This window comes from Methylibium sp. Root1272, from assembly GCF_001425905.1.
Taxonomy (GTDB): domain Bacteria; phylum Pseudomonadota; class Gammaproteobacteria; order Burkholderiales; family Burkholderiaceae_C; genus Methylibium.
Genome location: NZ_LMDY01000017.1, coordinates 61,611 through 82,329, shown reverse-complemented (window position 1 = coordinate 82,329; position 20,719 = coordinate 61,611). Strand labels below are relative to the sequence as shown.

The 20,719-nt window shown below is 69.2% G+C and carries 19 protein-coding genes; 3 read left to right on the top strand and 16 right to left on the bottom strand.

Going from position 1 to position 20,719, the window contains the following annotated elements:
• Positions 1–11: 11 nt before the first annotated feature.
• Together ASC67_RS17360 and ASC67_RS17355 are read right to left on the bottom strand one after the other, a co-directional pair.
• Positions 12–644, bottom strand: a complete 633-nt coding sequence (locus ASC67_RS17360) for a response regulator transcription factor (protein WP_200946973.1) — start codon at positions 642–644, stop codon at positions 12–14.
• Positions 622–1,968 (bottom strand): ATP-binding protein, encoded by a 1,347-nt coding sequence (locus tag ASC67_RS17355; protein WP_056324531.1) that lies wholly within the window; start codon positions 1,966–1,968, stop codon positions 622–624. The genes ASC67_RS17360 and ASC67_RS17355 overlap by 23 nt, the downstream gene beginning before the upstream one ends.
• A gap of 179 nt (positions 1,969–2,147) precedes the next feature.
• Between ASC67_RS17355 and ASC67_RS17350 the strand changes: the two genes are divergently transcribed.
• The 3 genes from ASC67_RS17350 (at position 2,148) to ASC67_RS17340 (ending at position 5,210) form a co-directional block, all read left to right on the top strand.
• Positions 2,148–4,004, top strand: a complete 1,857-nt coding sequence (locus ASC67_RS17350) for a methanol/ethanol family PQQ-dependent dehydrogenase (RefSeq protein WP_056324528.1) — start codon at positions 2,148–2,150, stop codon at positions 4,002–4,004.
• Between the two features lie 81 nt (positions 4,005–4,085).
• The gene (locus tag ASC67_RS17345; protein ID WP_056324525.1) at positions 4,086–4,697 is read left to right on the top strand and encodes a pentapeptide repeat-containing protein; all 612 of its coding nucleotides are present in this window, start codon (positions 4,086–4,088) and stop codon (positions 4,695–4,697) included.
• A 69-nt stretch (positions 4,698–4,766) separates the two neighbouring features.
• The gene (locus tag ASC67_RS17340; protein WP_082536115.1) at positions 4,767–5,210 is read left to right on the top strand and encodes a c-type cytochrome; all 444 of its coding nucleotides are present in this window, start codon (positions 4,767–4,769) and stop codon (positions 5,208–5,210) included.
• A 122-nt stretch (positions 5,211–5,332) separates the two neighbouring features.
• On the opposite strand, the gene ASC67_RS17335 is transcribed toward ASC67_RS17340, so the two are convergent.
• The 14 genes from ASC67_RS17335 to murD form a co-directional block, all read right to left on the bottom strand.
• Positions 5,333–7,075, bottom strand: coding sequence for a PQQ-dependent methanol/ethanol family dehydrogenase (locus tag ASC67_RS17335; protein WP_056324518.1), 1,743 nt, complete (start codon positions 7,073–7,075; stop codon positions 5,333–5,335).
• A 175-nt stretch (positions 7,076–7,250) separates the two neighbouring features.
• Complete coding sequence (locus tag ASC67_RS17330) at positions 7,251–8,195, bottom strand: quinoprotein relay system zinc metallohydrolase 1 (protein ID WP_056325311.1); 945 nt, start codon at positions 8,193–8,195, stop codon at positions 7,251–7,253.
• 80 nt (positions 8,196–8,275) lie between these two features.
• On the bottom strand, positions 8,276–9,076 hold the full coding sequence (locus tag ASC67_RS17325; protein ID WP_056324517.1) for a quinoprotein dehydrogenase-associated SoxYZ-like carrier: 801 nt from the start codon (positions 9,074–9,076) through the stop codon (positions 8,276–8,278).
• A 66-nt stretch (positions 9,077–9,142) separates the two neighbouring features.
• Positions 9,143–9,358 (bottom strand): hypothetical protein, encoded by a 216-nt coding sequence (locus tag ASC67_RS17320; protein WP_056324514.1) that lies wholly within the window; start codon positions 9,356–9,358, stop codon positions 9,143–9,145.
• 16 nt (positions 9,359–9,374) lie between these two features.
• Positions 9,375–9,560 carry a hypothetical protein gene (locus ASC67_RS17315; protein ID WP_056324510.1) on the bottom strand — a complete coding sequence of 62 codons (186 nt, stop codon included), beginning with the start codon at positions 9,558–9,560 and terminating at the stop codon, positions 9,375–9,377.
• A 48-nt stretch (positions 9,561–9,608) separates the two neighbouring features.
• On the bottom strand, positions 9,609–10,544 hold the full coding sequence (gene lpxC / locus ASC67_RS17310; protein ID WP_056324508.1) for a UDP-3-O-acyl-N-acetylglucosamine deacetylase: 936 nt from the start codon (positions 10,542–10,544) through the stop codon (positions 9,609–9,611).
• 217 nt (positions 10,545–10,761) lie between these two features.
• Entirely contained in the window at positions 10,762–11,979 is a 1,218-nt protein-coding gene (ftsZ, locus tag ASC67_RS17305) for a cell division protein FtsZ (RefSeq protein ID WP_056324505.1), read from the bottom strand.
• Positions 11,980–12,037: 58 nt separating this feature from the next.
• Positions 12,038–13,267 carry a cell division protein FtsA gene (gene ftsA, locus ASC67_RS17300; protein WP_056324502.1) on the bottom strand — a complete coding sequence of 410 codons (1,230 nt, stop codon included), beginning with the start codon at positions 13,265–13,267 and terminating at the stop codon, positions 12,038–12,040.
• Positions 13,268–13,287: 20 nt separating this feature from the next.
• Positions 13,288–14,094, bottom strand: coding sequence for a cell division protein FtsQ/DivIB (locus ASC67_RS17295; protein ID WP_056324500.1), 807 nt, complete (start codon positions 14,092–14,094; stop codon positions 13,288–13,290).
• A gap of 7 nt (positions 14,095–14,101) precedes the next feature.
• Complete coding sequence (locus ASC67_RS17290; protein ID WP_056324497.1) at positions 14,102–15,058, bottom strand: D-alanine--D-alanine ligase; 957 nt, start codon at positions 15,056–15,058, stop codon at positions 14,102–14,104.
• Entirely contained in the window at positions 15,055–16,464 is a 1,410-nt protein-coding gene (gene murC, locus ASC67_RS17285; protein ID WP_056324494.1) for a UDP-N-acetylmuramate--L-alanine ligase, read from the bottom strand. Before murC ends, ASC67_RS17290 begins: the two co-directional genes overlap by 4 nt.
• 106 nt (positions 16,465–16,570) lie before the next feature.
• Positions 16,571–17,674 carry an undecaprenyldiphospho-muramoylpentapeptide beta-N-acetylglucosaminyltransferase gene (murG, locus tag ASC67_RS17280; RefSeq protein WP_056324491.1) on the bottom strand — a complete coding sequence of 368 codons (1,104 nt, stop codon included), beginning with the start codon at positions 17,672–17,674 and terminating at the stop codon, positions 16,571–16,573.
• A complete protein-coding gene (gene ftsW, locus ASC67_RS17275) occupies positions 17,671–18,960 on the bottom strand; it encodes a putative lipid II flippase FtsW (RefSeq protein WP_056324489.1) in 1,290 nt (429 codons plus the stop codon). Before ftsW ends, murG begins: the two co-directional genes overlap by 4 nt.
• A complete protein-coding gene (murD, locus tag ASC67_RS17270; protein ID WP_056324487.1) occupies positions 18,957–20,717 on the bottom strand; it encodes a UDP-N-acetylmuramoyl-L-alanine--D-glutamate ligase in 1,761 nt (586 codons plus the stop codon). Before murD ends, ftsW begins: the two co-directional genes overlap by 4 nt.
• Between the last annotated feature and the right edge of the window lie 2 nt (positions 20,718–20,719).

The window sequence follows — 20,719 nt, the reverse complement described above, 5'->3', positions numbered from 1 at the left end:
CTCACGCGCGATCAGAGTTCCACGAGGCCGTTCTGCGCCGCCAGCCGAAGCAACTGCAGGTCGTTCGCCGCGCCCAGCTTCTGCCGGATCAGCGACATGTAGTTGAGCACCGTCTTGTCGCCTAGGTGCATGGCCTCGGCGATCGCACGCGTTGCCAGTCCCTGAGCGGCCAGCCGCAACACGTCGAACTCGCGCGGCGTGAGCTGCCGCAGCGGCCCGCCGCGCTCCACTTCCAGGGGATCGAGCATCGCCTCGATCAGGTCGCTGGAAAACACCCGACGGCCTTGAGCGACCTGGCGTACCGCATCCAGCATCGCCTGAGGGTCGGAGTCCTTGGTCAGATAGCCCAGCGCACCGGCGCGCAGGGCCTGCAGTGCATAGCTCTGCTGGGCATGCATCGTGAATACCAGGACCCGCAGCGAGGCCAGCCGGGCGCGCAACCGCTGGATAGCCTGCAGGCCACTGTCATCCTTCAGGCTCAGGTCGACGACGGCGACATCGACCTGCTGCAGGCGCAGTTGCTCGCAGGCCTGTGCCGAGGTGGCGCAGGCCGCGACCACGCACATGTCGGGCTCGGCATCGATGAGCTGCCGGTACCCTGCCCGCACCACCGCGTGATCGTCAAGCAGCAAGACGTGTATCAAGCATTTCTCCCTTGAGTGGCTCGGTGACGGGAGCGGCCGGCACCGGCACCCAGACTTCGACGCACAGGCCGGGACCGGCGTTGTCGACCAACCGCAATCCGCCACCCACCATGGCCAGGCGTTCGCGCATGCCGAGCAGGCCAAGGCCACCGCGCGGCAGCGCACCGGCGCGGCCGCAGCCATCGTCGATCACCCGCATCCGCACACGCTGCGCGGCCGGCACATCGATTCGGACCTGCACTTCGCTGGCGTCGCTGTGCCGATAGGCGTTCGTCAAGGCTTCCTGCAGGCTGCGGTACAGCGCCAGCGCCGCATCCTCGCTCAACGCCGGCAGCGGCACGGCGATATCGATCCGGATCGCCACCGCTGCGTGATGGGCCCGCGCTCGATCGACCAGGCCCGCCAGCTCCTGCGCCAGGCCCTCGGCCTCGAGCCCATGCGGCCGCAGCCGGCTCAGCAGCGTGCGCAATTGCAGTCGGATACAGCCCAGCGAAGCGGCCATCTGGCCGGCGCAGTGCGCAAGCTCCGCCGGATCGAGCCGCGCGGCATGGCGCTGCAGCAGCGAGGCCGTGGCCGACATCGCGGTCAGGTGCTGGCCGAACTCGTCGTGCAGGTCGCGCGCCAGCTCGCGACGCTCGCGCTCCTGCACTTCGATCAGTCGCTGGGCGAGCCGGCTCTGCTCGCCGCGCGCGTTCGCGAGTCCAGCAGCGAGTTGCTCGATGCCCCGCGCGATGGCCGCGTACTCGCGCAGCCTCAGGGTCGGGAAGCCGGGTGCCTGCTGGCCGGCCTGCAGGCGGGTCAGCCCGGCGCACAGCACGCTGGCCGGCGCCAGCGCCTGGCGCACGATCCACCAGACACCGATCAACATCGCGCCGCCCGCCACGACCAGCAGTAGCAGGAGCGGGAGCACGTCGCCCAGCACCTCGTCGATCTCGCTGTCGGGCGCCGGCTCGACGACCAGCGTGCGCGGGCCGATCGCGATGCGGTGCTGGGGCACGGGCTTTCCCGCGGGCACCAGTCGGCGCGCGTAGTCGTGGAGCAGTGACACCTGCTCCAGCGTGTCCCGACTCGGCTCATCGGCCCAGCGCATGCGCAGGTGCCGAGCATGGCCTTCGGCGAGCAGGGTCTGCAGCCGGAGCTGGCTGTGCGCGTCGCCGAGGTTCGCCTCCGCGGCGGTCGACAGCAGTTCCACCACCGCATGGGCGCCCTGCATCTCGTCCTGGATGCCCGAGCGCAGCGCCACCGCGGTGTAGACCAGCGTGACCCCCAGCCACAGCGCCGCAAGCAGGCTGAGCCAGACCACGAGGCGTTTGCTCAGGTCCATGGGTGTCTCCTTCGGTGTATTGATCGAGTGCACACCCGACTGGCTGCAATCGTCATTCCAGAACCGGCCGCGGCGAGCGGGAGGATCTCCCGATCTCGCGCGGGCGATCTCCCGATACAGCGCGCGGCCCGCTTCCTAGACTGCGGCTCGCTCGTACACCACAACATGAGGAGATACCGATGAGCAAGCATCCCGTCCGCCACGTTCTGTCCATCGCGGCGGCGCTGGCCGTTCTGGGTCTGTCCCAGGGCGCGCACGCCGTCAAGAACGTCACCTGGGAAGACATCTCGAACGACGACCGCACGAGCACCGACGTCCTGAGCTACGGCCTGGGTCTCAAGGCCCAGCGCTACAGCCCGCTGAAGCAGATCACCACCGTGAACGTGCAGAAGCTCGTGCCGGCATGGAGCCATTCCTTCGGCGGCGAGAAGCAGCGCGGGCAGGAAGGTCAGGTGCTGGTGCACGACGGCGTGATCTACGCCACCAGCTCCTACTCGCGCTTCACCGCGATCGACGCGAAGACCGGCCGCCAGCTCTGGACCTACGAACACCGGCTGCCCGACGACATCCGGCCCTGTTGCGACGTGGTCAACCGCGGCCCGGCGATCTACGGTGACAAGGTCTACTTCGGCACGCTCGACGCGCGCATCGTGGCGCTGGACCGCGCGACCGGCAAGGTGGTGTGGAACGAGAAGTTCGGCGACCACAAGGTCGGCTACACGATGACCGGCGCGCCCTTCATCGTGAAGGACAAGAAGTCCGGTCGCGTGCTGCTGATCCATGGCTCGTCGGGCGACGAATTCGGCGTCGTGGGCTGGCTGTTCGCACGTGACCCCGACACCGGCGCCGAGGTCTGGGCTCGCCCGATGGTCGAGGGCCACATGGGCCGCCTGAACGGCAAGGACAGCACGGTGACAGGCGACGCGAAGGCTCCCTCGTGGCCGCGCGACAAGGACGGCAAGCTGGTCGAGGCCTGGAACCAGGGCGGCGGCGCGCCCTGGCAGACCGCGTCGTTCGATGCCGAGAACAACACCATCGTGATCGGCACCGGCAATCCGGCGCCGTGGAACACCTGGAAGCGCACGAAGGAAGGCGACGATCCCCGCAACTGGGACAGCCTGTTCACCTCGGGTCAGGCCTATGTCGATGCGTCGACCGGCGAACTCAAGGGCTTCTTCCAGCACACACCGAACGATGCCTGGGACTTCTCGGGCAACAACTCGATCGTGCTGTTCGAGTACAAGGATCCGAAGTCCGGCAAGCTGGTGAAGGCAGGCGCGCATGCCGACCGCAACGGCTTCTTCTTCGTGACCGACCGCGAGAAGCTCGCGACCGGCGCAGGCTATCCGAACAAGCCGACTGCCTTGATCGGGGCGTGGCCGTTCGTCGACGGCATCACCTGGGCCAAGGGCTTCGACCTGAAGACCGGCAAGCCGATCGAGAACAACAACCGTCCGCCGGCCCCCAAGCCGGGCGCCGACAAGGGCGAGTCAATCTTCGTGTCGCCGCCGTTCCTGGGCGGCACCAACTGGATGCCGATGAGCTACAGCCCGGACACCGGCCTGTTCTACATCCCGGCGAACCACTGGGCGATGGACTACTGGACCGAGAACCTGACCTACAAGGCCGGCTCCGCCTACCTCGGCCAGGGATTCCGCATCAAACGGCTGTACGAGGACCACGTCGGCACGCTGCGCGCGATCGACCCGGTCACCGGCAAGATCGCGTGGGAGCACAAGGAGAAGCTGCCGCTGTGGGCCGGCACCATGACGACGGCCGGCGGCCTGCTGTTCACCGGCACGTCCGATGGCTACGTCAAGGCCTTCGACAGCAAGACCGGCAAGGAGCTGTGGAAGTTCCAGACAGGCTCCGGCGTGGTCTCGGTGCCCGTCACCTGGGAGCTGGACGGCGAGCAGTACGTCGGCATCCAGTCGGGCTATGGCGGCGCCGTGCCGCTATGGGGCGGTGACATGGCCGAGATGACCAAGAAGGTCACACAGGGCGGATCGATGTGGGTGTTCAGGCTGCCCAAGTAGGCAGACCCCGTTCGTGAGGGGCGGTCCGGCGACCCTGCCGGCCTGCCCCTTTGTCCTCACTCTCCTTCGGCCGCAGACACCATGACCTCCCCATCCCTGCGATCGCTGCACACGGCCGTCGCGCTGGTGACGCTGGCGGCCCTCGCCGACGTTCGACCGGCCCAGGCGACGGAAGACGACGGCAACGCCGCCGCGCCTGCCTACATCAACGGCTGCGGCATCTGGCCACACACGCGCTGCCCCGGCGCCGACCTGCGCGGCGCGGACCTGTCGGCCCGCAACCTGGCCGGTGCGGACTTGCGCGGAGCCAATCTGGCCGGCGCCGACCTGCGCGTCGCCAACCTGGCCGGCGCCAATCTCGATGGCGCCAACCTCGCGGGTGCCAAGCTCAACAAGATCAATGCACCCACCGCCACGTTCCGTGGCGCGAACTTCAGCGGCGCCGACCTCGAGTTCGCGCGCGTGATGCGCTGCGACTTCAGCGATGCCGACTTCACCGGCGCCAACCTTGAAATGGTCCGTGCCGCCTTCTCCTGGTTCGTGCGCGCGAAGATCGTCGATGCCAACCTGCAGGAGGGCAAGTTCAACACCGTCAACTTCACCGGCGCGACGATGAAGGGCAACGTGCTGCGCTTCACCATCTTCCCGGATTCGACCTTCGACCAATGCACCGGTTGCCCCACGGACTGGTAGACCATGCACTCACCCCTCACGAACATTCTTCGCGGCGTCGCGACGGCCCTGCGCATGACCGGACTGGCCATGGCGCTGCTCGGCGCGGCCGGTGTCGCGGCGCAGCAGGCTTCGACGGAGCCAATCACAACGCCGGTGACGGTCGATCTCTCGGCCTTGCCGGCGCTCGGCATGCCATGGCTCGAAGACAACCCGTACCGCGGTAATGCGAAGGTCGCGGAGATCGGGCGCACGCTGTTCAACCAGGCCTGCGCCCGCTGCCATGGCGACGACGGCAATGCGACGCACCACGTCGGCACCGACCTTCGCCGTCTCGACAGTTACTGCTTCGGCAAGCTCAAGGACGAGGCCGCGCGCCGTCACTGCGTGCGCGACAACGACCACTACTTCAAGGAATCGGTGCTGCACGGCAAGATCCGGGTCGGCGTGGCGCACATGCCACCCTGGGAAGGCGTGCTGACGCAGGAGGCCATCTGGTCACTACGGAGTTTCCTGGAGTCGCGGCGACCGTGACCACCGTGGCGGCTTGCGGTCCCGCCGCGGTCGCGGTGCGCGCCAACGAAAAACGGCACGAACGCTCACGCGTCCGTGCCGTGCAAAGCACCCGGTCATCCCGGGTGTCGTACTCGCTCAGTTCACTTCGGCAGCTTGAACACCCACACGGTGCCGCCCTGCTCGAGGAAGTTGACCTTCTTGGCCACGTCGCCACCCCACAGCGGCACGGCGCCACCCCAGCCGGACACGACCGAGACGTACTGCTCGCCGTCCTGTTGCCAGGTGACCGGCGGGGCCACGACGCCCGAACCCGTCTGGAACTCCCAGACCACCTTGCCGGTCTTCGCGTCGGCCGCCTTCAGGAAGCCTTCCGGCGTGCCCCAGAACACCAGGTTGCCGGCGGTCGTCAGCACACCACCCCACAGCGGCGCGTTGTTCTTGACTTCCCAGACGGTCTTGCCGGTCTTCGGGTCGATCGCACGCATCGCGCCGATGTACTCGTCGTTGATCGTCTTGATCGTGAAGCCGGCGCCCAGGTAGGCTGCGCCCTTCTTGTAGGTGACGGGCTCGTTCCAGATCTCCATGCCCCACTCGTTGGCCGGCACGTAGAACAGCTTGGTGTCCGGCGAGTAGGCCATCGGCATCTGGTTCTTGCCACCCAGGAAGCTGGGTGCCGAGAAGACCGAGTTGCCCTTCTTGCCATCGGCGCCGGCGGTCGGATCGCCCGGACGGTTCTCCGGCACGTAGTTCGGACGCCCGGTCTTCAGGTCGATGCCGGTGGCCCAAGTGATCTTCTTGACGAAGGGGAAGGCGTTCTCGAGCTTGCCGTTGGCGGCGTCGATGACGTAGAAGAAGCCGTTGCGGTCGGCCTTGCCGCCCACGCGCTTGCCGTCCAGGTCGAAGGTGACGAATTCGTTCACGCCGTCGAAGTCCCAGCCGTCGTGCGGCGTGGTCTGGTAGTGCCACTTGATCTGGCCGGTCTTGACATCGATCGCGACGGTCGCGCACGAGAACAGGTTGTCGCCGGGGCGCAGGTGGCTGTTCCACGGGCCGGGGTTGCCGGTGCCGAAATAGGCCAGACCGGTCTTGGCGTCGTAGGTGCCGCCCAGCCAGGTGGCCGCGCCGCCCGACTTCCACATGTCGCCCGGCCAGGTCTTGCCGGTGGTGCCCGAGATGCCGATCTCGGTCTTGTTGCCGTCCTTGTCGAACTTGTAGCCCATGTGGCCTTCGACGGTCGGGCGCACCCAGACCATCTTGCCGGTCTTGGGATCGCGCGCCTCGACGCGGCCGACGATGCCGAACTCACCGCCGGACACGCCGGTCAGCAGCAGGCCACCGGCGATCAGCGGCGCGGCGGTGTAGCTGTAGCCGGCTGCGTAGTCGTCGATCTTTTCCTTCCAGACCACATCGCCGGTCTTCTGGTCGAGCGCGACGAGCTGGGCGTCGAGCGTGCCGAAGATGACGAGGTTGTCGTACAGCGCGGCGCCGCGGTTGATCACGTCGCAGCAGGGCATGATGCCTTCGGGCAGGCGGTGCTCGTACTTCCAGAGCTTGGTGCCGGTCTTGACGTCCAGCGCGTAGATCCGCGAGTACGACGCCGTGACGAACATCTTGCCGTCATGGATCAGCGGCTGCGATTGCTGTCCACGCTGCTTTTCACCGCCGAACGAGAAGGCCCAGGCCGGCACCAGCTTCTGCACGGTCGAGGTGTTGACCTGCTTGAGCGGGGAATAGCGTTGCCCCTGCGAGCCGATGCCCCAGCTCAGAACGTCGTTCGGGGTCTTGGCATCGTTGTCGATCATCGCGTCGGTGACGCCGGCGGCCTGGGCGCCAACACTGGCGCAGGCGGCAGCCACCAACAAAGAAAGCAGGTGCAGACGCATAGTTTTGTCTCCTCGGGGGTGAGACGCGTGCGACACGACATGGCCGCTAAAGCGCGTTCTGACTCCCAGAGGGCAAGGCCCGTGCCACGGACCGATCGGGAGATTTTCCGGGTTTGACTGCGGGTTTCACCGCAATCCGGCGTCCGGGCTGTCTCCGCGTGGAGCACCGCCTGCTTCAGCGCGCCTGGAGCGATTTGAGTTCGTAGGCAGGGTAAAGATGTACCACGTTGCGCGGGTACTCGGTCGCGAACGCCGCCCAACTGCGGAATTCGGCCGGCACGGGCTGCGCGAGCACCTCGGTCATCTCCGAGCCTCGCTGGGCCGCGGCGTCGAAGCTGCTGTCCAGCCAGCGCAGGTAGCGCCGGGTCTGCTCGATCCCGCGCCCGTCGTCGATCACCGGCCCGTGACTCGGCACCAGAGTCTTGAACGGTTGCGCAGCCAGCGCGTCCAGGCTGAGCAGCCAGTCCGACAACCGGGCGTGGGGCGTGGTCGGCACCCGGTCGACGAACACCAGGCCGCCGGCGAACACCACGCCCGAGGTCCGGTCGATCAGGACCAGATCGGAGGCCGTATGCCCCTTCAGTTCGCGCAGCTCGAAGCGCGGCGTGCCCGGGAGCAACGGCCCCGGCGTCACCGTGCGATCGGGCAGCACCGCCTCGGTGGCCTTCATCCAGTCGCCGCAGAGACGGTAGAGGTTGTCCTCGTAAGACTTGACCTCGGCCCGCATGCCCTCGATCGTCGCGGCGGTGGCGAGTCTCGGCACGTCGGCGAAGGCCTGATTGCCGAGGAAATAGTCGGGATGAAGGTTCAGATGCAGCACCTGCCTCACCGGCTTGGCGGTGGTGCGCCCGATGAGTGCCCGCAGCTGTTCGCCGTAGCGCTTCGACGGCCCGGTGTTGATGACGATGACGCCATCTTCAGAGACGATGAAGCCGGTATTGATGATGTTGCAGCCGTTGGCTCGCGAAAAGTCGGCATTGGCGCCTTCGACCACATACACATCGGGAGCCAGTGCGCGCGCGCTCAGTCGGTAGTCGAGCGTGGCCGGATCGGCCTGCGCCACCGCACCCGCCGCCGCACCGCAAAGCAAAACGCCCAGCAAAGCTCTGCACCAGGCCAGCAGACGCCGCAGGTCCGGCTCCGCCGGCCCGCCAGCGTCGCCCCCTCGAGGGGGAGCGGCGAAGCCGCAACGGGGGTGATTCATATGACCTTCCCGTCGATTCGGTTGCCGTTGTTGTCGATCCCGGTCACACGGAACGGCCCCGGCGGCCGCCCCTTGAAGTCGAACGAGAACACAGGGTTTTCACTGATCGGCTCGTAGGTCGACAGGCGCAACAGCTCCACGCCGCCACCGTCGGTGACGGCCATGCGGCGCAGGTAGAACGCTGGAATGCCGCTCACCAGGCCGGTGTCCATCGGATGCATCACCCGCACGCGCAGCCGCGCGCCCGGCGCCTCGATGGCATCGCCGAAGAAGCGCCCGCTGACCTGGCCCAGCGTCTGCGACCAGCTGCCGTCCTGCCGGGTCACACCGGCCACCGTGCAGCCGCCGCCCGACGATTCGACCCAGGTGCCGCCGACGTGCCAGACGCCATCGCGGGTGCGCACCGCGGCCCGCACGGCGCTGGCCTGCTCCAGCTTGAAGCGGAAGGAGATGGCAGCCTTGGTGCCGTCCAGCGGTTCGAACTCCAGCACCTTGCGGATCGGGTTGCGGTCGACCAGCACGACGATCTGCTGGATGTCGGCCAGCTCCGGCGCCGAGACCGTGATCGGCACGACCATCGGGTTTTCCGCCAGGGCCGGCCCCTTGACCTGCACGCGCGGATCGAACTCGACCCGCGACTTCGCGCCCAGGAACTCCTTGACCATCTCGGGCCACTGCGCCGAACGATAGGGGTCGCCACCGTACTCGTCGGTGGCCGCACGGGCCGGCAGCACGCAGGCTGCGGCGCTCGCCAGCACCAGTTGTCGGCGCTGCAACTTCGCGTCTATTGGGAACATCTTTGCCTCCTGGAGCGATACAGAGGCAAATTGCAGGCCATCGTGACCGGCTGCAGCCGCCGTGGATCAGGACCGCCAGATGCTGATCAAGGTCAGGACGATGTGCTTGAAGATCGTGAGGTTGAAGGCACCGAGCGCGAAGACCACCGTCCAGCGCCACGCGGCGCGAGCCACGTCCATGTAGCGATCCTCGCCGCTGCTGACGTACAGCGCGAACGTGACCGCGGCGGTGCCCCCGGTCCCCAGCAGCAGCACGCCGACGATCCACCAGAAGACAGTCATCGCTCGAAATCTCCGTTCACACCATGAGCGCCAGGCGCTCGAGTATCAGCACCGCAAAGAAACCGAGGGCCGCGACCACCGTCCACTTGACGATGCGAAGGCCGAAGTCGCGCCAGCGCGCCTGGCCGGTGCCCGCATACATCGCGAAGCACAGCACGCCGGCGACGAGCAGCAACAGGACGATCCAGCGGAAGATCAGCATGGCCGGCAGTCTAAGCGGGACGGCGGTCGGGCCGCCGGGCGCCGCGCGCTACCAGGCCGGCGGCAGTTCGGCGAAGCCGCGCGGGGCATCGGCCTCACGCGCGAACGTGGCCATTTCGTAGGCCGCCGGGTCGGCGAACAGCGCGCGCAGCAGCGTGTTGTTCAACGCGTGCCCGCCCTTGAACGAGGTGTAGCTCGCCAGCAGCGCATGGCCGGCGATGTGCAGGTCGCCGATCGCGTCGAGCAGCTTGTGCTTCACGAACTCGTCGTCATAGCGCAGCCCGTCGGCGTTGAGCACGCGGTGGTCGTCGACGACGATGGCGTTGTCCATGCTGCCGCCGAGCGTCAGGCCACGCGCGCGCATCGCGTCCACGTCCTTGGCGAAGCCGAAGGTCCGCGCGCGCGCGATGTCGCGCTGGTACTGGCCCTCGCCGAACTCGAACTCCACGCGCTGGCCGGTCTGGCTGACCGCCGGATGGTCGAACACGATCTCGAACGCCAGCTTGTAGCCGTGATAGGGCTCCAGTCGGGCCCACTTGGCGCCCGGCCCTTCGCCGTCGCGCACTTCCACGGTCTTCAGCACGCGGATGAAGCGCTTGGGCGCCTTCTGCAGCTCGATGCCCGCGTTCTGGAGCAGGAACACGAAGCTGGAGGCGGAGCCGTCGAGGATGGGCATCTCGTCGGCCGTGATGTCGACCAGCAGATTGTCGATGCCCAGCCCGGCGCAGGCCGACATGAAGTGCTCGATCGTCTGCACCTTGGGGCCGCCCGGGTCGCCGCCGGGGGAGATGCTGGAAGCCATGCGCGTGTCGCACACCGCATCGAAGCGCGCCGGAATGTCCACCGGGCTCGGCAGATCGACCCGCCGGAACACGATGCCCGTGTCGGGCGCGGCCGGCCGCAGCGTGAGCTCGACCCGCTGGCCGCTGTGCACGCCCACGCCGACGGCGCGCGTGATCGACTTCAGGGTTCGTTGCTGCAGCATGCTGTCATTGTAAAAAGCGCAGCCCCGACCGGCTTGCAGGGCCGCGCTATCACCTCGTTAGCGAGATCCACTCACACCGCGCATCGATGGCCAACCGATCGGACGCCGCGGGTCCCGCTCCGCCCCAGCGAGCAGGCGCCGCGGGTCCGGCTCCACCGGCCCGCCAGCGCCGCCCCCTCGAGGGGGAGCGCCGAAGGCGCAACGGGGGTGGTCGTCATCAATCGGCTTGCTTGCGCAGGAACGCCGGGATCTCGATCTCGTCCATGCCGTTGCTCGCCAGGGCATCGACCTTGGCCGCGGCCTGCGTGCGCCCGCTGCGCCACACGCTGGGCACCTGCATGCCGGCGTAGTCGTGCTGGGTCGGAGCGGCAGACAGCCCGCCCTGTGCATGCAGCGGCTGGTTCAGCACCGGGATGTTGTCGGTGCCGGTCCGCTGCAGCGTGGCGTTGTGCACCACCGTCATCGGCGCCTGCACGCGGCGCGCCGGCGCGAGGCCGGTGGCGATGACAGTCACGCGCAGTTGGTCGCCCAGGCTCTCGTCGTAGGCAGCGCCGAAGATCACATGGGCGTCTTCCGCGGCGTAGCGGCGGATCGTGTTCATCGCGTTCTTGCTCTCGCTCAGCTTCAGGCTGGCGCGGCTCGCCGCGATCAGCACCAGCACGCCACGCGCGCCCGACAGGTCGATGCCTTCGAGCAGCGGGCAGGCCACGGCCGAATCGGCCGCCTTGTTGGCGCGGTCCGGGCCGGTCGCGATCGCGGTGCCCATCATCGCCTTGCCGGGTTCGCTCATCACCGTCTTCACGTCCTCGAAGTCGACGTTGATCGACGCATCGATGTGGATGATGTCGGCGATGCCGCCCACGGCGTTCTTCAGCACGTCGTTGGCCTGCTTGAAGGCCTGGTCCTGCGACACGTCGTCGCCCAGCACCTCGAGCAGCTTCTCGTTGAGCACGACGATCAGCGAATCGACGTTCGCCTCGAGCTCCTGCAGGCCGGCCTCGGCCTGCTTCATGCGCCGGCCGCCCTCGAAGTCGAAGGGCTTGGTGACCACGCCCACCGTCAGGATGCCCATCTCCTTGGCCACGCGCGCGATCACCGGTGCCGCACCGGTACCGGTGCCGCCGCCCATGCCGGCGGTCAGGAAGATCATGTTGGCGCCCGAGATCGCATCACGGATACGGCCCTCGGCCTCGTCGGCCGCGGCCTTGCCCGCAGCCGGCTTGGAGCCCGCGCCCAGGCCGGTGCTGCCGAGCTGGATGAGCTGGTCGGCCTTGGAGCGGTGCAGCGCCTGCGCGTCGGTGTTCGCGCAGATGAACTCCACGCCCTGCACGCCCTCGTTGATCATGTGCTCGACGGCGTTGCCGCCGCCGCCGCCCACGCCGATCACCTTGATCTTCGTGCCGAGCTCGAATTCCTCAATCATCTCGATGGCCATGGTGGACCTCCTTCGTCTGATGCAGTTGCCGGTTGAAAACGTGGGCTGGATGACGCCCTTAAAAATTCCCGATGAACCAATCCTTGACGCGGCCGAACAGGGTCTGGACCGACCCCGCCTGCTGCGCTGCCTTCATGCCGCGCGTGCGCGCGAGCCTCGCTTCTTCGAGCAAGCCCATCACGGTGGCCGAGCGCGGGCTCGCCACCATGTCTGACAGTGCGCCGGCGTAGGTGGGCAGTCCCTTCCTCACCGGCTTCAGAAAGATGTCCTCGCCCAGCTCGACCATGCCGGGCATCACCGCGGTGCCGCCGGTCAGCACGATGCCGCTGGACAGCAGCTCCTCGTAGCCGCTCTCGCGGATGACCTGGTGCACCAGCGAGAAGATCTCCTCGACGCGCGGCTCGATCACGCCGGCCAGCGCCTGCCGCGAGAGCATGCGCGGCGCGCGGTCGCCGAGCCCCGGCACCTCGACCTGCTCGTTCGGATCGGCCAGCAACTGCTTGGCCACGCCGTGCTCGACCTTGATCTCCTCGGCGTCCTTGGTCGGCGTGCGCAGCGCCATCGCGATGTCGCTCGTGATCAGATCGCCGGCGATCGGGATCACCGCGGTGTGGCGCACCGAGCCGTCGGTGAAGATCGAGACGTCGGTGGTGCCCGCGCCGATGTCGACCAGTGCGACGCCGAGGTCCTTCTCGTCGTCGGTCAGCACCGCGTGGCTGGAGGCACTGGGGTTGAGCACCAGCATGTCGACTTCCAGCCCGCAGCGGCGCACGCACTTGATGATGTTCTCGGCCGCGCTCTGCGCGCCGGTCACGATGTGCACCTTCACCTCGAGCCGGCCGCCGCTCATGCCGATCGGCTCCTTGACCTCGTGACCGTCGATCACGAACTCCTGCGCCTCCACGAGCAGCATCCGCTGGTCGTTCGGGATGTTGATCGCCTTGGCGGTCTCGATCACGCGCGCCACGTCGACCGGCGTGACCTCCTTGTCGCGCACGATCACCATGCCGGTGGAGTTCTGGCCGCGGATGTGGCTGCCGGTGATGCCGGTGTAGACGCGGGTGATCTTGCAGTCGGCCATCATCTCGGCCTCCTTCAGCGCCTGCTGGATCGACTGCACCGTCGCGTCGATGTTCACCACCACGCCACGCTTGAGCCCATGGGCCGGCGCGGTGCCGATGCCGGCGACGCGCAACTCGCCCTCGGGCAGCACCTCGGCCACCACCGCCATCACCTTGGCGGTGCCGATGTCGAGCCCGACGACGAGATCCTTGTATTCCTTGGCCATGTGCTTCCCGCCTTTTCCTTCTATTTCTTGCCTGCCGCTGCCGCCGGCGTCGCCGTGCCGATGCCCTTGAGCCGCAGCGCGTAGCCGTCCGCATGACGCAGGTCGGCGTAAGCCAGCGGACGCTCGTAGCGCGCCGTCAGCTGCGGCACGGTGCCCACGAAGGCCTGCACCCGCGCCATCACCTCGGCCTCGCCGCCGCGGCCCAGCTCGACCTGCGCGCCGCTGTCGAGCTCGGCCCGCCAGGAGCCGCGCGCGCTCATCGCCAGCGTCTCGATGCGGGCGTCGATCGCCTCGAACGCCGGCACCAGCCGGCGGTACATCGCGAGCATCGACGCGGAACTGCCCTCCGGCCCCTGCAGCACCGGCAGGCCCTCGTCCTCGACGTCGCCCGGGTTGGCCTCGAACACCTCGCCCTGCACGTTGACCAGCTTGTCGTCGCCGTCCTCCTGGTGCCACCACGCGGCGACGTGGTGCTCCTCGAGGCGCACCGCCAGGCGGTTCGGCCACACCCGCTGCACCGCGGCCCGCCGCACCCAGGGCACCGACTGGAAGGCCTCCTGGGCGCGAGCCAGGTCGAGGCTGAAGAAGTTGCCGCTCAGCTTGGGCATCGCGTTGGCGCGGATCGTCGTCACGCTGCTGCGCGCGACCTCGCCCTCGACGCGGATGCCGCGCAGCGTGAACAGCGGCGCCCGCAGCGCCCAGGTCAGCACCAGACCGACGAAGGCCAGCAGCGCGAACGCGAACAGCACGCTGGCGCCGGTGCGCATCAGGCGCACGTCGGCCGGCAGCGGCTGCGGCTTCGCGGGGAGGCGGGGTCGGCGGGCCATGAGGGGCTCAGGCGTCGAGCGCCGCTCCTTGCAGGAGGTGCAGGCACAGCTGCTCGTAGCCGAGGCCCGCGGCCTTGGCCGACATCGGCACCAGCGAATGGCCGGTCATGCCCGGCGAGGTGTTCATCTCCAGCAGGAAGGGCTTGCGGTCGCTGGCGCGGACCATCAGATCGGCCCGGCCCCAACCGCGGCAGCCCAGCGCGCGGTAGGCGGCCAGCACGATGCGCTGGATCTCGGCCTCCTCGTCCGCCGGCAGGCCGCTCGGACAGAGGTACTGCACCTCGTCGGTGAAGTATTTGTTCTGGTAGTCGTAGCCGGCCTCGGGCGGCACGATGCGGATCACCGGCAGCGCCCGCGCCATGGCGCCCTCGCCCAGCACCGGGCAGGTGACTTCGGCGCCGTCGATGAACTCCTCGCACAGCACGTCGGGGTCGTGGCTCGCCGACAGCTTCACGGCGTCCTGCATCTGCGAAATGCCGAGCACCTTGGTGACACCGATCGACGAGCCCTCGCGCGGCGGCTTCACGATCAGCGGCAGGCCCAGTTCGTCGGGTACCGCGATCACCCGCTCGGGCGTCTGCTGGTCGGGCGCGAGGCGCACGTAGCGCGGCGTCGGCAGCCCCTCGGCGAGCCACACGCGCTTGGTCATGATCTTGTCCATCGCGATCGCGCTCGCCATCACGCCCGAGCCGGTGTACGGGATGCGCAGCAGTTCCAGCGCGCCCTGCACCGTGCCGTCCTCGCCATGGCGGCCGTGCAGCGCGATGAAGCAGCGCTGGAAGCCCTGGCGCCTGAGCTCGATCAGGTCGTGGTCCTTCGGATCGAAGGCGTGGGCGTCGACGCCCTGGGCCTGCAGCGCCTTCAGGACGCCGCCGCCGGACATCAGCGAGATGTCGCGTTCGGCCGAGGTGCCGCCCATCAGGACGGCGACCTTGCCGAGGGACTTGGGATCGAGAGGGGTCATGCGCGGGCTCCCAACAGCTCGACCACCTGGCCGGGCACGGCACCGATCGAGCCCGCCCCCATGGTGATCACGACATCGCCGTCCTGCACGTTGTCGGCGATCGCTTGCGGCATCGCCGCGATCTCGTCGACGAACACCGGCTCGAGCTTGCCGCCCACGCGCAGGGCGCGCGTCAGCGCCCGGCCGTCGGCGGCGACGATCGGCGCTTCGCCAGCGGCGTAGACCTCGCTCAGCAGCACCGCGTCGGCACCGCCCATCACCTTGACGAAGTCCTCGAAGCAGTCGCGGGTGCGGGTGTAGCGGTGCGGCTGGAAGGCGATCACGAGACGGCGACCGGGAAAGGCACCGCGCGCCGCGTCGATCACCGCGGCCATCTCGACCGGGTGGTGACCGTAGTCGTCGATCAGCGTGAAGCTGCCGCCGGACGGCAGCGCGAGTTCGCCGTAGCGCTGGAAGCGCCGGCCCACGCCGTCGAAGGCGGCCAGCGCCTTCTGCACCGGCGCGTCGGGCAGCTCGAGCTCGGCCGCCACCGCGATCACCGCCAGCGCGTTGAGCACGTTGTGCCGGCCCGGCAGGTTCAGCGTGACCGGCAGGTCGGGCATCACCACGCCGTTGCGGCGCTGCGCGGTGAAGCGCATCTGTCCCCCCGGCAGCGCCAGCACGTCGACGGCGCGGATCTGCGCGTCCTCGCCGAAGCCGTAGCTCACCACCGGCCGCGAGATCATCGGGATGATCGAGCGCACGCCGGGGTCGTCGCCGCAGATGATGGCCGCGCCGTAGAACGGCATGCGGTGGAGGAACTCCAGGAAGGCGTGCTTCAGGCGTCCGAGGTCGTGGCCGTAGGTGTCCATGTGGTCGGCGTCGATGTTCGTGACGACCGACAGGATGGGCATCAGGTTCAGGAAGGATGCGTCCGACTCGTCCGCCTCGACGACGATGTAGTCGCCCGCGCCGAGCCGTGAGTTCGCGCCGGCGCTGTTGAGCCGCCCGCCGATCACGAAGGTCGGGTCGAGCCCGGCCTCGGCCAGCACACTGGCAACCAGCGAGGTGGTGGTGGTCTTGCCGTGCGTGCCGGCGATCGCGATGCCCTGCTTCAGCCGCATCAGCTCGGCCAGCATCACCGCGCGCGGCACCACTGGCACGCGCTTCGCGCGCGCCGCGATCACCTCGGGGTTGTCGCCCTTCACCGCCGTGGACGTGACCACCGCCTCGGCGCCGGCGATGTGCGCGGCGTCGTGGCCGATCGCCACGCGGATGCCCAGCGACGCCAGCCGGCGCGTCGTCACGCCATCGCTCTGGTCGGAGCCCGACACCACGTAGCCGAGGTTGTGCAGGATCTCGGCGATGCCGCTCATGCCGGCGCCGCCGATGCCCACAAAATGGATGTGCTTGACTGCGTGCTTCATGACAGCCCCTCGTCCGACGAATACGTCGGCCGATCCCCCGAGGGGATACGGGCCGGCTTGGGGCGGCCCGGCGCTCGGCCCGCGTGCGCAAGTGTCTGCAGGTTCATCACAGCACCTCCTTTCGCACGAGACGCTCGATCTCGTCGGCCACGCGCGCCGCGGCGCGCGGACGCGACAGCGCACGCGCCTTATCGGCCATGCCCAGCAGTTGCGGCCGGTCCAGCGTGCGCAGCCGCTCGGCCAGTGCCTGCGGTGTCAGTTCGCTCTGCGGCAGGTGGATCGCCGCGCCGTGCTGCGCCATGTAGAGCGCGTTGTCGCGCTGGTGCGAAGTGGTGCTCACGATCAGCGGCACCAGCACGCTCGCCACGCCGGCAGCGCACAGCTCGCTGACCGTCACCGCACCGGCACGGCAGATCACCACGTCGCAGTGCGCCAGCCGCGCGGCCATGTCGTCGATGAAGGCCAGCACCTCGACGCCGTCGTCGATGCCGGCGGCGGCATAGGCCTCCTTCACGCCGTCGCGGTTGAGCTGGCCGGTCTGGTGCAGCACCCGCGGCCGCTCCGCGGGCGTCAGCAGGGCCAGCGCCTGCGGCAGTGTCTCGTTCAGCACGCGCGCGCCCAGGCTGCCGCCGACCACCAGCACGCGCAGCGGGCCCTCGCGTCCGGCGTAGCGCACGGTCGGCTCGGGCAATGCCTCGATCTCGGCACGCACCGGGTTGCCGGTGACGACCGCCTGCTTCGTGGTGGCGGCCGCCGCGCCGTCGAAGCCGAAGGCGATGCGGTCTGCCACCGGCTTGAGCGCGCGGTTGCTCATCAGCAGCGCCGCGTCGGCGTTGACCAGGATCAGCGGCTTGCCGAGCAGCGAGGCCATCAGCCCGCCGGGAAAGCACACATAGCCACCCATGCCCAGCACCGCGGTGGTGGCACGCCGGCGCAGGATCTTCACGCAGGCCGCGAACGCGCCCAGCAGGCGCAGTCCACCGGTCAGCGTGTGCAGCAGGCCCTTGCCGCGCAGCCCGCTGAAGGCGATGGTGTCCATCTCGATGCCCGATTCGGCGACCGGCGGCACGAGGCGGTTCTCCATGCCCTGCTCGGTGCCGAGCCAGCTGACGGTCCAGCCGCGGTGCTGCATCTCCTGAGCGACGGCCAGACCCGGAATGATGTGGCCGCCGGTGCCGGCGGCCATGACGACGAGGTGGCGCTGGCTCATGCGCGCCCTCCCCGCATGAGCTGCCGATTCTCGATATCCACGCGCAACACGATCGCCAACGCCACGCAGTTCATCAGGATCGCCGAGCCGCCATAGCTCATCAGCGGCAGGGTCAGCCCCTTGGTCGGCAGCACGCCGAGGTTCACACCCATGTTGATGAAGGCCTGGCCGCCCATCCAGATGCCGATGCCCTGCGCCAGCAGGCCGGAGAACACGCGGTCGAGCGCGATCGCCTGGCGGCCGATGTGGAAGATGCGGCGCGTGAGCCAGAAGAAGGCCGCGATCACCAGCGCCACGCCGACGAAACCCAGCTCCTCGCCGATCACCGCCAGCAGGAAGTCGGTGTGCGCTTCGGGCAGGTAGTGCAGTTTCTCCACGCTCGACCCCAGGCCCTGGCCGAAGATCTCGCCGCGGCCCAGCGCGATCAGCGAGTGCGTGAGCTGATAGCCCTTGCCCTGCGCGTAGAGCGGGTCCCAGGGGCTGAGGAAGGCCAGGATGCGCTCGGCCCGCCAGGGGCTGACGGCGATCATCGACACGAAGGCGCCCAGCAGCACCGCGATGCTGAGCAGGAACATGCGGCCGTTGACGCCGCCGAGGAACAGGATGCCCATCGCGATGGCCGCGATGACGATGAAGGCGCCCATGTCGGGCTCGGCCAGCAGCAGCACGCCGATCACCGCGAGCGCCACCGCCATCGGCGCCACCGCACGCGTGAAGTGCTCCTTGATCTCCATCTTGCGCACCATGTAGCTGGCGGCGTACATCGCGATGCCCAGCTTGGCCAGCTCGCTGGGCTGGAAGCTCATGAAGCCCAGCGGGATCCAGCGCCGCGCGCCCTTGCTGGCCCGCCCGATGTGCGGAATGAGCACCAGCACCAGCAGCACCAGCGCGGCCACGAACAGCCACGGCGCCCAGCGCTCCCACAGCCGCAGCGGCACCTGCACGACCGCCAGCGAAGCCCCGAGCGCGATCAGCAGGCCGAAGGCATGGCGCACCATCAGGTAGTGCGGCGTCGGCGCGAAGCGGGCCGTGCGCGGATCGTCCGGCAGCGCGATCGACGTCGAATAGACCATCACCAGGCCGAGCGCGAGCAGCGCGATCACCACGCAGACCATCATCTGGTCGAAGCCCAGCAGGCGTGCCGGCTGGCCGCTCGATACGCTGACCCAGTCGCGGATCGGCAGCGCCTCGCTGCGCGGGCCGCGGCCCAGCAGCGCGGTCACGCGCTCCTTCAGCGCGGCCAGCGCAGTCCGGGCGCCGACGGCGGCCGACGCGGCGCGGCTCATGCGGTCTCCCCGTGCTCGCACGCCAGCTCGCGCACGGTGTCGCAGAACACCTGGGCGCGCTGCGCGTAGTTGCGGAACATGTCCAGGCTGGCGCAGGCCGGGCTCAGCAGCACGGCATCGCCGGCGCGGGCCTGCTCGAAGCACCAGCGGGTGGCGGCCTGCAGCGTGTCGTGCCGCGCCAGCGGCACGCTGCCGGCGCCGAGCACCGCCTCGATCGCCGGCGCATCGCGACCGATCAGCGCGACCGCACGCGCATGGCGCGCGACCGGCGCGACCAGCGGCGTGAAGTCCTGGCCCTTACCGTCGCCGCCGAGGATCACCACCAGCTTGGCCGGCGCCTTGTCGGCACCCAGGCCGTCGAGCGCGGCCACCGTCGCGCCGACATTGGTGCCCTTACTGTCGTCGTAGGCCTCGACGCCGCCGACCGTCGCGATGAACTCCACACGGTGCGGCTCGCCGCCGTACTCGCGCAGGCCGTGCAGCATCGGCGCCAGCGGCCGGCCGATCGCGGTGGCCAGCGCCAGCGCGGCCAGCGCGTTGGCGGCGTTGTGGCGGCCACGGATGCGCAGCGCGTCGGCCGGCATCAGGCGCTGCAGGTGGATCTCTTCCTCGGCGTCGCCCTTGCGGCGCTTGATCGTCTCGTCGGCCTCCAGCGCGCGCACCAGCCAGGCCATGCCGTTCTCGACCACCAGCCCGTAGTCACCGGGGCGCTGCGGCGCATCGAGCCCGAAACGGACCACCTTGCGCGCCAGCGGCTTCGCGAAACGGCCCTTCTGCGGCAGCGGCGCCGGGATCATGGCCTCGACCTGCGTGTCGTCGCGGTTGATCACCATCGTGCTGCCCCAGGCGTCGGACGGGCCGTAGATGCGCGACTTGGCCGCGGCGTAGGCCGGCATCGAACCGTGCCAGTCGAGGTGATCCTGCGTGACGTTCAGCACCACCGCGGCATCCGGCACGAAGCCGCGCACGCCGTCGAGCTGGAAGCTCGACAGCTCCAGCACCCAGGCCTCGGGCAGGTGCTCGAACACCGGCGCCGCGGGCGGCGGCGGGGCGAGCTGCAGCGGGGCTTCGTCGTCGTCATCGGCGGGTTCGGACAGGGGAGGACCCTCACCCCCGCCCTCTCCCACTGGCGTGGGAGAGGGAGCAGGAGCTTCGTCGCCCTCACCCGCCCCGGCGGGAGCGCGAGGTTCGTCTCCCTCTCCCGCCGGGGCGGGAGAGGGCTGGGGTGAGGGGCATTCCGGCTCACCCTCCTTCTCCAGCGCCGCCGCCAGCGTGCCCAGCATCGTCGGCCCCACGTTGCCGGCCACCGCCACGCGCAGCCCGCTGCGCTCGATCAGCTGCCCGCACATCACCGTGGTGGTGGTCTTGCCGTTGGTGCCGGTGATGGCGATCACCTTGGGTGCGTAGCCGCGCTCGGTCTTCAGCTCGGCCAGCGCCTGCGCGAACAGGTCGAGCTCGCCCTCGACCGGCACGCCGAGCTCGGCCGCGCGCGCCAGCAGCGGGGCCAGCGCAGGATCCAGCGGCGACAGGCCCGGACTCTTCAGCACGCGCTGCACGCCGTCCAGCAGACTGGGGTCGAAGCCGTGATGCATCGTCGCACCCGGCACCGCCTGCTCCAGCGCCGCGGCCTGCGGCGGCGTCTCGCGGCTGTCGGCCGCGCGCACCGCGGCGCCCTGGCGGGCGCACCACCGCGCCATCGCGAGGCCCGAGTCGCCGAGGCCCAGCACGAGCACGGTCTGGTGGTCCAGGGATTTCATCG

Excerpts from the sequence above, each read along its gene's own strand:
- ASC67_RS17335 (WP_056324518.1), bottom strand. The coding sequence starts at position 7,075 with ATGCGTCTGCACCTGCTTTCTTTGTTGGTGGCTGCCGCCTGCGCCAGT.
- ASC67_RS17350 (WP_056324528.1), top strand. The coding sequence starts at position 2,148 with ATGAGCAAGCATCCCGTCCGCCACGTTCTGTCCATCGCGGCGGCGCTG.
- ASC67_RS17290 (WP_056324497.1), bottom strand. The coding sequence starts at position 15,058 with ATGACCCCTCTCGATCCCAAGTCCCTCGGCAAGGTCGCCGTCCTGATG.
- murG (WP_056324491.1), bottom strand. The coding sequence starts at position 17,674 with ATGAGCCAGCGCCACCTCGTCGTCATGGCCGCCGGCACCGGCGGCCAC.
- ASC67_RS17345 (WP_056324525.1), top strand. The coding sequence starts at position 4,086 with ATGACCTCCCCATCCCTGCGATCGCTGCACACGGCCGTCGCGCTGGTG.
- murC (WP_056324494.1), bottom strand. The coding sequence starts at position 16,464 with ATGAAGCACGCAGTCAAGCACATCCATTTTGTGGGCATCGGCGGCGCC.
- murD (WP_056324487.1), bottom strand. The coding sequence starts at position 20,717 with ATGAAATCCCTGGACCACCAGACCGTGCTCGTGCTGGGCCTCGGCGAC.
- ASC67_RS17315 (WP_056324510.1), bottom strand. The coding sequence starts at position 9,560 with ATGCTGATCTTCCGCTGGATCGTCCTGTTGCTGCTCGTCGCCGGCGTG.
- ASC67_RS17340 (WP_082536115.1), top strand. The coding sequence starts at position 4,767 with ATGGCGCTGCTCGGCGCGGCCGGTGTCGCGGCGCAGCAGGCTTCGACG.
- ASC67_RS17355 (WP_056324531.1), bottom strand. The coding sequence starts at position 1,968 with ATGGACCTGAGCAAACGCCTCGTGGTCTGGCTCAGCCTGCTTGCGGCG.
- ftsA (WP_056324502.1), bottom strand. The coding sequence starts at position 13,267 with ATGGCCAAGGAATACAAGGATCTCGTCGTCGGGCTCGACATCGGCACC.
- ftsZ (WP_056324505.1), bottom strand. The coding sequence starts at position 11,979 with ATGGCCATCGAGATGATTGAGGAATTCGAGCTCGGCACGAAGATCAAG.
- lpxC (WP_056324508.1), bottom strand. The coding sequence starts at position 10,544 with ATGCTGCAGCAACGAACCCTGAAGTCGATCACGCGCGCCGTCGGCGTG.
- ASC67_RS17325 (WP_056324517.1), bottom strand. The coding sequence starts at position 9,076 with ATGTTCCCAATAGACGCGAAGTTGCAGCGCCGACAACTGGTGCTGGCG.
- ASC67_RS17295 (WP_056324500.1), bottom strand. The coding sequence starts at position 14,094 with ATGGCCCGCCGACCCCGCCTCCCCGCGAAGCCGCAGCCGCTGCCGGCC.
- ftsW (WP_056324489.1), bottom strand. The coding sequence starts at position 18,960 with ATGAGCCGCGCCGCGTCGGCCGCCGTCGGCGCCCGGACTGCGCTGGCC.
- ASC67_RS17320 (WP_056324514.1), bottom strand. The coding sequence starts at position 9,358 with ATGACTGTCTTCTGGTGGATCGTCGGCGTGCTGCTGCTGGGGACCGGG.